The following is a 12,303-nucleotide window of genomic DNA, read 5'->3' on the forward strand; positions in this document are numbered from 1 at the left end:
GAATTCCCGCTCTTCCCCCTCGTCACCGCAGGCGAGCGGACGCGAGGGCGCTCCGCCATTTTCCATGGCGGAGCGCGGCGGTTTTGGCAACATGCACCGACGCTCGACGCCTCGGAGGCCGCCGCATCGGCCTTCGAAGACCCTCCTATGGCCGATAGTCCACGCTACCTCGTGATCGAGGTCCTGCACGACGGGCCCGAGACGATCCTCTACCGAGCCCGGCGCGAGGAGGACGGCCGGCCGGTGGTGCTCAAGGTCCTGCGGCGCGACCACGCGAGCCCGCGCGCCCTCGGGCGGCTGCGCCACGAGCACGACGTCGCCAGGAAGCTCGACTCGACGGCCATCGTCAAGGCCCACGGGATCGAGGCGTTCCGGGATCAGATGACGCTGGTCCTAGAGGACTTCGGCGGCCGCTCGCTCGACCGGCTCATCCAGGGGCCGACGCCGCTCGAGCGCTTCTTCCCCCTCGCTCTCCGCCTCTCCGGCGCGCTCGCCGAGCTGCATCGACACCGCGTCATCCACAGGGACATCAAGCCCCAGAACCTGCTCTACAACCCCGACACCGGGGAGGTGAAGATCACCGATCTCGGGATCGCCTGCCTCTCGCCCCGCGAATGCCACGACGTCTCCCATGACGGGCTCATCGCGGGGACGCTGGCGTACATGGCGCCCGAGCAGACGGGCCGGATGAACCGCTCCACCGATGAGCGGACCGACCTGTACTCCCTCGGCGTCACCTTTTACGAGCTGCTGACCGGCGCCTTGCCCTTCCAGGCGAGCGATCCCGTGGAATGGGTGTATTGCCATGTCGCCCTCCACCCATCCCCGCCCCACGCGCTCGTCCCCTCGATTCCCCCGCAGCTGTCGGCGGTCGTCCTCAAGCTGCTCTCCAAGTCCGCCGAAGATCGCTACCAGAGCGCGCTCGGCCTGCAGCGCGACCTCGACGAGTGCTTCGCCAGGTGGCGAGCGAGCGGGGCGATTCCGCCCTTCCCGCTCGGTGAGCGCGATCTCTCCGATCGGTTCCAGATCCCGCAGCGGCTCTACGGCCGCGAGCGCGAGCTAGGGGCCCTGCTCGCCGCGTTCGAGCGCGTGGTCGCGAATGGCCGCCCCGAGCTCGTCCTCGTGTCGGGCTACTCGGGTGTCGGCAAGTCGTCGCTCGTCGCCGAGCTGCGCGGGCCGGTGGTGCGCGAGCGAGGCTTCTTCCTCTCCGGCAAGTTCGAGCAGCTGAGGCGCGACGTCCCTTACCACGCCTTCCTCCAGGCGTTCCGGGCGCTCCTGCGGGAGATCCTGTGCCTGAGCGACGAGGAGCTCGAGCGCTGGCGAGAGCGCCTCCGGGAGGCCGTCGGCGCGACCGGCGCGCTGCTCGCCGACGTGCTCCCCGAGCTCGCGCTGCTCCTCGGCCCGCAGCCGCCCGTGCCGGAGCTCCCAGGCGTCGAGGCCCGGCACCGCTTCCACGCGACGCTCCAGCGCTTCGTGGCGGCGTGCGTCCAGAAGGAGCACCCCATGGTGCTCTTCCTCGACGATCTCCAGTGGGCCGACGCCGGCAGCCTCCAGCTGCTCGAGCAGCTCATCACCTACACCGAGACCGAGCACCTCCTGCTCATCGGCGCTTACCGCGACAACGAGGTCGGCCCGGCGCACCCGCTGCCGCTCATGCTGGCCGACGCGCGGAAGCGCGGCGCGACGTTCAGCGACCTCGTCCTCGCGCCGCTCTCCGCCTCCGACGTCGGGGCGCTCGTCGCGGGGACGGTCCACGCCGCGGCCGAGCGCTCCGAGCCGCTCGCGCGGCTCGTCCACGAGAAGACCGGCGGCAACCCCTTCTTCGCGATCCAGTTCCTCTTCGAGCTGCACCAGGAAGGCCTCATCACCTTCGACGCGAAGGCCGGCGCCTTTCGCTGGGACATCGCCGCGATCCGCGGCAAGGGGTTCACCGACAACGTCGTCGAGCTGATGGTGGGCAAGCTGAAGCGGCTCCCCGTCCCGACGCAGGACGCGCTCAAGCTCGCCGCGTGCCTCGGCGCCAGCCTGGACCTCGACATCCTCGCCCTGGTCGCGCGCCGCCCTGCAGCCGAGCTCGCCGAGGCCCTCGCCGAGGCCGTGCGCGAGGGGCTGCTGCTCCGCCGGGGCGCTGGTTACCGCTTCCTCCATGACCGGGTGCAGCAGGCCGCCCACGCGCTCATCCCCGCCGGACAGCTCGCCGAGGTGCACCTCTGCATCGGCCGGCTGCTCCTGAAGGGTCAGCGCGAGGAGGCGCTCTTCGACGTCGTGGGGCACCTCAACCGCGGCGCCGCGCTCATCCGTTCCCAGGCCGAGCGCGACGATCTCGCCGCGCTGAACCTCCGCGCCGGCAGGAGGGCCAAGGCCGCAGCGGCCTTCCAGTCCGCCGCCGCGCTCTTCGCCGCGGGCCTCTCCCTGCTCGCGCCGGGCTGCTGGGAGGCGCGGCACGAGCTGACCTACGATCTGACCTTCGAGCGCGCGCACGCCGCGTACATCACAGGCGGCTTCGACGAGGCCGAGCGGCTGCTGCGAGCGCTGACGGACCACGCCAGGACCGAGGCCGAGCGAGCCGCGGCCGTCGAGCTCGCCATCGCCCTCAGCGTGACCCGCGGGCAGTCCGCCCGCGCGGTGGAGATCGGGCTCTCGTTCCTCCGCTCCTGCGACATCGACCTGTCGATCCCGCTCACCGGAGCGCGGCTCGCCGAGGAGACCGAGGGCGTCTGGCAGGCCCTGGGCGACCGGGCGATCGAGGGCCTGATCCACCTGCCTCCCATGACGCACCCGACGTGCAAGATCGCGATGAACGTCCTGGCGAGCGTGTCTGTCCCCGCGTACTTCGTGCACCCGGACCTGAACTACCTCGTCGTCGCGCGCATGGTGAAGCTCAGCCTGCAGCACGGCAACGCCGCGAGCTCGCCGCACGCGTACGCGGCGTTCGCGAAGGTGATCGGCCCGAAATACGGGCGATACCAGGAGGGATATCTGTTCGGCAAGCTCGGTCATGACCTGGTGGAGAGGGACAACCTCCTCGCCATGAAGGCCATGGTCTCTTCCTTGTTCGGCAATCTGATCATCTTCTGGAAGCGCCATTACCGAGAGACGTATCCCTACACGCGCGCCGGCTTCAACGCCGCGATCGAGACCGGCAACCTGAACGACGCGTGCTTCCTCTGCATCTGGGCCCCGCTGTTCCCGCTGCTCGCCGGCGAGCCGCTGGAGGACGTCCTCCGCGAGGTCGAGGAGCACCTCCGCTTCGTGCGCAAGACCGGATACGAGTTCGTCTACAACATCCTCCTGAGCGCCTACGCGCTGGTCCAGGCGCTGCGAGGCAGGCCGGCCCGGCTCCCGATGATGGATGGATCCGAGCTGGATCCCGGCGCGTTCGAGGCGCGGCTGCCTCCCGGGGACATGGGCGGCGTGCTCGGCTTCTACTGGAGCCTGAAGGCCCAGGGGCTGTTCTTGCTCGGCTCCCCCGGGGAGGCGTGCGAGGCGACGCGCCGGGTGATCGTCGACAGGCCCTGGAGGAGCGAACCGCAGGCGCTCGTGGCGGAGGACTTCTATTATCGCGCGCTCGCGCTCGCGGCGCTCGTCGACGACGGCGATGCGCACGACGCGCGCAGCCCGCACGACGCGCCGCCGTCGCCGGAGCGGGAGCTGCCGGACGGGCTGCTCGACTGCGAGCGGCAGCTCGGCGAGTGGGCCAGGAACGGCCCCGACAACTACCTCCACAAGCACGCCCTGGTCCGCGCCGAGATCGCCCGGCTCCGCGGGCAGGAAACGGAGGCGGCCCGGCTCTACGAGCAGGCCGCCTCGGCGGCGCGCGAGAACGGCTTCGTCCAGCACGAGGCCATCGCCTGCGAGCTCGCCGCGGCGTTTTACCGCGCGCGCGGCCTCACCACCGCCGCCGACGCCCACCTCCAGAAGGCGCGCGCCGCCTACTTCCGCTGGGGCGCCCACGCCAAGGTCGAGCAGCTCGACCAGCGGTATCCCTTCCTCGTCGAGCGAAAGCCAATAGCCCCCACCGTCACCTTCGCCGTGCGCGCCGAGCAGTTCGACGTCCTCTCCGTCGTCAAGGCCTCTCAGGGCATCTCCGGTGAGCTCAAGCTCCCGCGCCTGCTCGAGATGCTCCTGCGCACGGTGATCGAGCACGCGGGCGCCGAGGAAGGCTACGTGCTCCTGGCCCGGGAAGATCGCCTGTCGACCGCGGCGGCGATCGCCGCGTCCGGGGGCGCCGCGCGGCTGCTCGACGCGGGCGAGGCCGCGGCGGCCGCGCTGCCGCAATCCATCCTCAACTACGTTCGCCGCAGCCATGAGCGCGTGCTGCTCGACGACGCCGCCGGGAGGCACCCTTTCCTCGAAGAGGAGTATTTCACGCGGAAGAAGCCGAGATCGGTGCTGTGCCTGCCCATCGTGCGCCAGACGCGGCTGCTCGGCGTGCTCTACCTGGAGAACCGGCTCGTGGCCGGGGCGTTCACCCCGGGGCGGCTCACCGTGCTCGAGCTGCTCGCGTCGCAGTCGGCCATTTCGCTCGAGAACGCCATGCTCTACGCCGATATCGAGCAGGAGAACGCCGAGCGGCGCCGGGCGGAGCGCGAGCTCCGCGAGAGCCAGGCCACGCTGCAGGCCATCATCGACAACTCCTCCGCGTGCATCTTCCTCAAGGATCGCGACGGCCGGCACCTGCTCGCCAACCGCGGGGTGAGCCGCGCCCTCGGCAGGCCGCTCGATCAGATCGTCGGAAAGACAAGCGCCGAGCTCCTGCCTGCCGAGCGCGCCGTGGCGCTGGACGCGCACGACCGGCAGGTGCTCGACAGGGGCGAGCCGCTCGAGTTCGAGGAAGAGCTGATCATGGAGGACGGGCCGCACACCTACCTGTCGGTCAAGTTCCCGCTCGGCGAGGACGTGATGCCCGGCGTGATCTGCGGCGTCTCCACCGACATCACCCAGCGCAAGCGCGCCGAGCTCGCCGAGCGCTTCCTCGCCGAGGCGAGCCGCAAGCTCATGGCCCTCGGCTACGACGCCACCCTCGAGAGCGTCGCGCAGCTCGCCGTGCCCGAGCTGGCCGACCAGTGCGTGGTCGACGTGCGCCTCGATCCGGACGCTCCGGAGCGCACGGCCACCGCGGGCGTGCCTGCCGAGCTCGCAGGGGCGGTGATCGACGCGCTGCAGCCGCTCTCGGCCGCATCGCTGAGCCGCCCCGAGGTGGGCGACGTCCGCGCCGCGCCCCTCCTCGAGCCGCTCGGCGTTCACTCCTTGCTCCGGGCTCCGCTCCTCGCGCGCGACCGGTGCTTCGGCGTCATGACCCTGCTGGCGACCGCGCCACGGCGCCCCTACGGCCCCGCCGACCTGTGGCTGGCCCAGGAGCTGGCGAGCCGCGCCGCCCTCACCCTCGACAACAGCCGCCTGTTCACCGAGGCCCAGGAGGCCATCGAGCGCCGCGACGAGTTCCTCCTCGTCGCCTCGCACGAGCTCAAGACCCCGCTCACCTCGCTCAAGATGCAGGCCCACCTCCTCGCCCGGCTCCTGCCCCGCTTCCAGCGCGCCGAGATCGCCCCCGAGCGCATCGACGCCGCGATCCAGGTCCTGAGCCGCCAGATCGCGCGCCTCGCCCACCTGGTCAACGAGCTGCTCGACGTCACCCGCCTCAACGCCGGCCGGCTCACCCTCGCGCGCGCCCCCCTCGACCTGGCGGCCCTGGCGCGCGAGGTCGTCGAGCGGATGCACCAGCAGCTCACCGACGCCCGCTGCCGCACCCAGCTCGAGCTGGAAGGGCCCGTGATCGGGGACTGGGATGCTTCTCGGATGGAGCAGGTCCTCATCAACCTCCTGTCCAACGCGATCAAGTACGGCGCGGGGTCCCCCATTCACGTCGTCGTGCGCGGCCTGGAAGGCCGCGCGCTGCTCGTCGTCCGCGACCACGGCATCGGCATCGCGCAGGCCGACCAGGCCAGGATCTTCGAGCGCTTCGAGCGCGCCGTCTCCGTCCGCAACTTCGGCGGCCTCGGCCTCGGCCTCTACATCGTGCGGTGGATCGTCACCTCCCACGGCGGCACCATCCGCGTCGAGAGCAAGCCGGGCGCGGGCGCCACGTTCATCGTCGAGCTCCCCTTGCGCCCGGCCGAGGCGGAGACGGCGGCCGAGGGCGCAGGCCAAGGAGAAGGGGCGCTGCTCCCATCGGCCTAGGCGCTCACCGGATCACGACAGCGCTTCCCGGGCCCATTGCAGGCTCACGCGACGGCGCTGACAGCTGCTTTGCTCCTCTGATAGGGTGGTCCTCCTAGGAGACCGCCATGCCTCGCTTGAACCAGATCATCGCCATCGAGAAGGGCGTCAAGGCCCGCTCCCACCAGCGCCTCACCGAGGCGCACCACGCGCTGCAGAAGCCGGCGTTGCTCTCCGGGATCTCGCGCACCTACCGGTCGAAGGACGAGGAGGGCGAGCAGCTCCCGCCCGAGGCGACGAGGGTGCAGGCGAAGGCCGAGGACATCATCCGGAGCACCGCCGACATCCTGGGTGAGCTCTTCGACGTCACGGCCACCAAGGACTATGCGAACTGCAAGGCCCGCGCGGACGTGGTCGTCGACGGCAAGGTGCTCCTCGCGGGGGCGCCCGTGACTTACCTGCTCTTCCTGGAGAAGCAGCTCGTCGACATGAACACCTTCATCAGGAAGCTGCCGGTGCTCGACGCGTCGGAGAGCTGGACGTTCGATCCCTCCGCGGACTCCTGGGCGACGGAACCGGTGCAGACGGCGCGGACCAAGAAGATCCCGCGCAACCACGTCAAGGCCGAGGCGACGGACAAACACCCGGCGCAGGTGGAGGTCTATCACGAGGACGTGGTCGTCGGTTACTGGAAGACGGTCAAGTTCTCGGGCGCGCTGCCGGCGCGGCGCATCAACGAGCTGCTCGATCGCGTCGAGAAGCTGCAAAAGGCGGTCAAGTTCGCCCGCGAGGAGGCGAACAACCAGACGGTCGAGGAGCAGAAGGTCGGCGCCGCCGTCCTCGGGTTCCTCTTCAGCGCCTGACGCGCGCCTGACGCGCGCCGCTCCCGCCCCGGCGCGCAGCCCATGGTGGCCAGTCGTCCATCTCGCCTCCATGGCGCCTTTCACGATTCGAGCGGGAGCGACGTGCGGACCTCGAGCGCGGCCTTTCGAATCCGGGCACGCCATTGATAGACCGATTCCGCGCTGCGCCCGGTAGTGCGGGCGATGTCGCTCACCGACTCTTCTTCGACGAAGAGCCGGCGGAACATGTCGACCCCCGCGGGAGACAGACGTCGATGCAGCTCGAGCGTCAGACGCTCGAGCGATTGGCGCGTCTCGGTGGAGCGAAGCGCGTCGCGGCACCGGCTCTCGGGCGGCAGGTTCTCGAGATCGACCGGGTCGGTCGGATGCGCGTTGAGCGGGCCCTTGCGCCCGCTGCGCAGGATCGAGAGCGCATGTCGACGCGCCACGAAGCCCACGAACTGGTCGAACCCGAGGCCGCGCTCGGGAGCCCAGGCCTTGAGGATGCGGCCGCCGTCGGCGAACAACGCGAGCAACACCTCCTGGGTGAGATCCTCGACGTCGACGGTGACCGGCCGTCCCCAGCTCGCCTCCTCCTTGAGCAGGGCGCTCGCGACACGCCGGCGTATGACCGGTAAGAGCGCGGTGACGAGCTCCGCCGCCGCCCTGCCGTCGCCGTTCGTCGCACGCTCGATGTCGGAATCACGACCGATGACCATAAGCACCTTCCTCGCTTGGACGCGCAGCGCCAGGCGCTGCGGGCCCGCCTCTCGAATGCGGGTGCGAGGGGTTCAGCAAGAAGGGCGCCAGCGGGTCTCACCCGAATTTCTCGACGTGCGGCGCCCCATCGGACGCAGGCGGGCCGTGGGCGCGCCCGCGGGCGGCCCGCGCGACCGTGGGACAGCCCGGGCTCATCCCGCGGCCGCCAGGATCGCCTGCGCCCGCGCCCGGATGGCCGCGCTCGTCCCTGGGCGCGCCGCGAGCTGAGCGACGAGCTCCAGGGCTTCGGGCAGGGCCTGAGCCTGAGAGGTCGCCAGCGTGAGCAGCGTGCCGTCGAGCGCGCTGCCGAATCGGCCCTCGCTCATCGCCGCCGCGAGATCACGCCAGTCCGTGGCGGTGAGGGTTCGATCGCGCAGGGCCGCGAGGGCGGTGCTCTGCACTTCGACGGCCGTGTCGCGCGCCAGGGTGATGAGCAGGTCCTTGGCCTCGGGCGTATCGACCCTGCGCAGCGCCTCGGCGGAGGCTTCGCGCAAGGCGGCGTCCTCGCTCGCGGTGTACGGCTCCGCGATCGCGAGCACCTCGGGGCTGCGCGCGTTCGTGAGGGAACCGAGCAGCGCCGCCCGCGCCTCGGGCGTCTCTGCGGACGCGATCTCGCGGCCCAGCCGCGCGACGAGGGCGTTCGCCGTCGCGGCGTCGCCGTTCGCCGAGGCGGCGCCGGAGGCCGCGGCGAGCGCATGCGCGCTGGCATAGGCCAGGTCGGCGTACCCCTGCCGCTGGCCGTCCTGGAAGGCGTCCCAGACCGCATCGGCCGTCTCGCTCGTCGGCGCCTCGAGAAACGAAACGCGCTGGACGAGCGGCGCTCGGAGCGGCGAGCGCGCGAGCGCGGGTGAGGCGAGGACCGCGCGCATCGCGGCCTGCGCCTCCTCGTGGCCCGCGGACGCGAGCAGATCCATGATGAGGACGCGCGCCTTGTCGGTCGCTCCGGGCTCGAGCGCGAGCTTCGCCAGATCCCTGGCGATCGTCGGCTCTCGTTCGAGGAGCCCGGTCGCTCGCCAGAGCCAGCGGGTGTGGGCCGGCATCACGCCGCCATTGCCGAACTGGGCGAGATCGGCGAGCAGCCGTTCGCGCGTGAGCCCGTCGACGCGCTGCGCGAGGAGCTCTCGTAAGGTATCCGCGCCGACGATCGGCTCACCCGCGGGGTGCGGCGCGTCGAACGCGATACCGGCCGGAGCGGCCTCACCGCGATCCACGCGAACGAGCCGCAGCTCGAATCGCGCCCGCCCGTCGAGCTCGCTCGCGCCGTCGGGGCCGTCCACGCGGACGCGCTCCTCGCTCTCCACGCGCTCGATCGCGCCGCCGTGCACGCGGATCGACGACCCACCCCGGAGCTCGCGCACGCGCAGGCTCGCCGGGCCGGGGTTCGAGAAGGCGTCGAAGCTCGAATAACGCACGCGCTCCCGCGTGAGATCTTGCTCGTCCTGGGCGTAACGAACGACGGACGCGCCGAACGGCCCCCGCTCGTTCGCCTCCCAGGACGTGCCCGTGGCGCTCGGGCCGAGTGACACGCTCGACTGCGCGACGACCCACTGGACGAGGTTCATGAACACGTCCGGAGCGCCGGCCTCGAAGGCGACGTCCCGGCTCACGCCGTCCGTGCCGACGCGCACCCGCGCGTGCCGTCCCATGAGCGCAGTCGTCGCGTGCTCTCGCGCCGGGAACGCTTCGGTGCCGAGCACGTCGAGCCGGTGGCGAAGCACGTCCGTGAACGAGAGCACGAGCGTCGCCCCGTCCTCCTCCACGGACTCGACGAACAGCGCCATGTCGAGCGCCATGTCCGTCGCGCTCGAGGTATGCGTCGCGGTCGCGCCGACGCCCGCGGCGAAGAGGCGTCCGCGCTGCTCACCCGACCAGGCGACGTGATAATGGAGGACCGACCCCGGCTCGAACCGCAGGGAGAGCGCATGGACCCGCGGCGTCACGGAGACCGGCTCCGCCGCGCGCATGGCGTGGCGAGCGGCGGGGACGCCGAGCGCGAGCAGCGCGGCGGCGACGGCGATCGAGCGGCGACGGCGCAGGAACCTTTGGGCGAAGGGCGAGGACATACAACCTCCTGAACGACGAATGCAAACTCCGAGAGACGAAGCTCGGGCCGAGGCCCGGCGTGACGGCGCCGAGCCCCGACCCACCCGGACCAACGTCAGAGATAGTTCTTGATGAGATCGAGCGGGATGTTGCTCTTCTCGAACTTGAAGATCTCCTCGTCGATCGACGGGCCTTGCCACGAGAACAAGGTCCACTCCGAGTCGAGGAAGGAGAGCGGGCCGTCGACGAACGCCTTCACGTTGCCGTCGAGCATGCGAAACTTCTGCTTCCCCGCGAACGAGAGCGACGCCGTGACGGCCCTGCTCGGGCTCATCGTGATCCTGGCGCCCGCGCTGATCGGCATCTCGCCGCGCACGAGGACCAGGTTGCATTTCACGCCCGCGCGGAAGCCGGGTACGCCGACCGCCGCCGACGCGAACGCATCGGCCTGGGCGAAGGGCGTGACAGTGCCGGTGATCGTGGCGAGATCGATGCCGGATCCGCTCGGCGTCGACGAGCAGGCGCCGCCGATCCGCGCCTTCGCGTCGATCTTCATACCGACGGACATTCCGACCCCTGCGCCGAGCGTGACCGGGACGCCGAACGGGTAGACCGTGGTCGTGAACTCCTTCTTCGTCCCGCTCTTCATCTCCTTGACGAGGCCGGTCTGGAGCTCCGCGCTGTACGGGTTGTCCCAGCGGTTCCAGATCTTGACGTCGAGGACCTCGAGGCGGACCTTCGCCTTGCCCGCCGGTTGCTCGGTGTAGATCTTGGCGGCAGCGTCGATCACCTCCACGGTCGTGCCGTAGGCGTGGCCGACCGCCGTGAACGCGCCGTCGACGCTCAGGTTGGCGCTGCACGCCTGCGCCTGCGGCGACAGGCCCGTCACCTCCCAGCCCGTGTCGTACGACCAATCGAGCGACAGGTCGCTCGAGCCCAGCGTGCCGTGATCGCTCTTCCTGTCGCCGATGTACGGTCTTCCGTCCGGCGTCTTGGGGAAAGGCTGACTCGCGACCCAGTTGTTGACGACGGCCCCGAAGCCCTCGATGTCTTCCGCCGTCGTCGTGTAGTCGTTCTTCGGCGCGCCGAAGACGCTCACGGCGTTGCGAACCGGGGAGCCCGGCGCGAAATTCGCGCCCGTGTTGGCGACGCACGTCTGGTACGCGGCCTCCATGTGCTTCGAATAGAACGCCGCCACCTGATCGCGGAGCTGTCGGTAGGACCAGTCGCACTTCGTGACGTTCACGGCGTCGATGCAGCCGTCCGCGTCCGCCTGGTAAAGCTGCGCCTTGAGCGCGGCCTCGAGCGCGGTGAGCTCGGCTTGCAGATCGCGCGTCACGGGCGCGCAGCCGGGCTGCCCCGCGCAGTGATCCGTCGACGTGAAGGTCGGTCCGTGCTTCGCGATGAGGTCGAGCAGCTTGTCGCGTTCGGCGGTGAGCTTCAGAAAGTCCTGCTGCTGATCTTCGTGGTAGCGAAGGGTCTCCGGGTGTTCATCCGACAGCGCGTCTTGCATCTGCGCGTGCCAGCTCCAGCTCACCACGTGGTGGGACGTCCCGGCCTGGAGCTTGCTCCGGATCGCCGCGTCGGCGGGGCCGAAGAAGCTGCCGCGCGCGAGCGACTTGTACGCCTTGAAGTAGCCGTTCTTCGGCGCTTTCGGATCCATGAGCGGCTTGGGTACGCCGCCGACGAGGATCGTTCCGATCTGGCCGTTCGACGGCCACACGACCGCGGGGAGCGCGCTCTTTCCGGACTTGCTGTACAAGGTCCGGTTCGCGATGCCCGTGGTCGTGTCGAACGCCTGTTCGAACAGGACTTCATCGCTCAGCAACGACACGTCGGCGAGATCGCGGAAGCGGGTGTAGTCGTGGAACCGCTCCTGGACGTACTCCGTGCACGACTGCACGACGTTGCCGTTCGCCTGCCAGCGCTCGCGTTGCGCGCGGAGCGAATCGAGCCCGGTGCGGGTGATGCCGTCGGCGAACAGGTTGATGGATCCGCCGCCGGCGTTGTAGAGCTGGCTCTTCTGTTCGACGCCGAGGAACTGCCCCTCGAAATGCTGCGTCATGTGCTTGAAGAAGCTGTAGGGCCTCACGCCTGCCGCGACGGTGGTCTCGGGGTCGTCGGGCGACGCGACCTCCTCGACGCTGACGTCGGGGCGCTGCATCTCCGCGTCGTACGCCGTGCGGATGAGCACGGAGCACGCGCTCGCCTCGCTCGCGACGGAAGCCTGGCCGCACGCCGTCGCCAGGTAGGCGGGATCTCGACACTGGACGACCGTCGGCGTCGGGCACGACGGCTGCGCCATCGCGCCGCTGGTGGTCGCGAGCGCCGCCAGGACGAAGGATGAAATCGATACGCGGGTTCGGGTTCTCATGGGGATGACCTTTCGTGGAACGAGCGTGAAGAGGCGCGACCAGAGCGAGCTGCTCCGGGCAAAGAAGGGGGGACGCGGACCCCGGCGCATGGAATCGGCGTCCGCGAGCGAGGGAGTCAGGGGCGA

5 protein-coding genes are annotated in these 12,303 nt (G+C 70.4%); 2 read left to right on the forward strand and 3 right to left on the reverse strand.

Annotated features, from left to right (window positions below; translation table 11 throughout):
- Positions 1-147: 147 nt before the first annotated feature.
- Positions 148-6,180: an AAA family ATPase gene (locus WME95_RS30335; RefSeq protein WP_437902828.1), complete on the forward strand. Its 6,033-nt coding sequence runs from the start codon at positions 148-150 to the stop codon at positions 6,178-6,180.
- A 107-nt stretch (positions 6,181-6,287) separates the two neighbouring features.
- Positions 6,288-7,022 (forward strand): DUF7873 family protein, encoded by a 735-nt coding sequence (locus WME95_RS30340; RefSeq protein WP_437542347.1) that lies wholly within the window; start codon positions 6,288-6,290, stop codon positions 7,020-7,022.
- 80 nt (positions 7,023-7,102) lie between these two features.
- On the opposite strand, the gene WME95_RS30345 is transcribed toward WME95_RS30340, so the two are convergent.
- The 3 genes from WME95_RS30345 to WME95_RS30355 form a co-directional block, all read right to left on the reverse strand.
- Positions 7,103-7,537 (reverse strand): hypothetical protein, encoded by a 435-nt coding sequence (locus tag WME95_RS30345; protein WP_437902829.1) that lies wholly within the window; start codon positions 7,535-7,537, stop codon positions 7,103-7,105.
- A 375-nt stretch (positions 7,538-7,912) separates the two neighbouring features.
- On the reverse strand, positions 7,913-9,823 hold the full coding sequence (locus tag WME95_RS30350; RefSeq protein WP_437902830.1) for a HEAT repeat domain-containing protein: 1,911 nt from the start codon (positions 9,821-9,823) through the stop codon (positions 7,913-7,915).
- Between the two features lie 95 nt (positions 9,824-9,918).
- Positions 9,919-12,177, reverse strand: a complete 2,259-nt coding sequence (locus WME95_RS30355) for a hypothetical protein (RefSeq protein ID WP_437902831.1) — start codon at positions 12,175-12,177, stop codon at positions 9,919-9,921.
- Between the last annotated feature and the right edge of the window lie 126 nt (positions 12,178-12,303).

Origin of the sequence: Sorangium sp. So ce327, from assembly GCF_051530205.1 — a bacterium.
Taxonomy (GTDB): domain Bacteria; phylum Myxococcota_A; class Polyangia; order Polyangiales; family Polyangiaceae; genus Sorangium; species Sorangium cellulosum_B.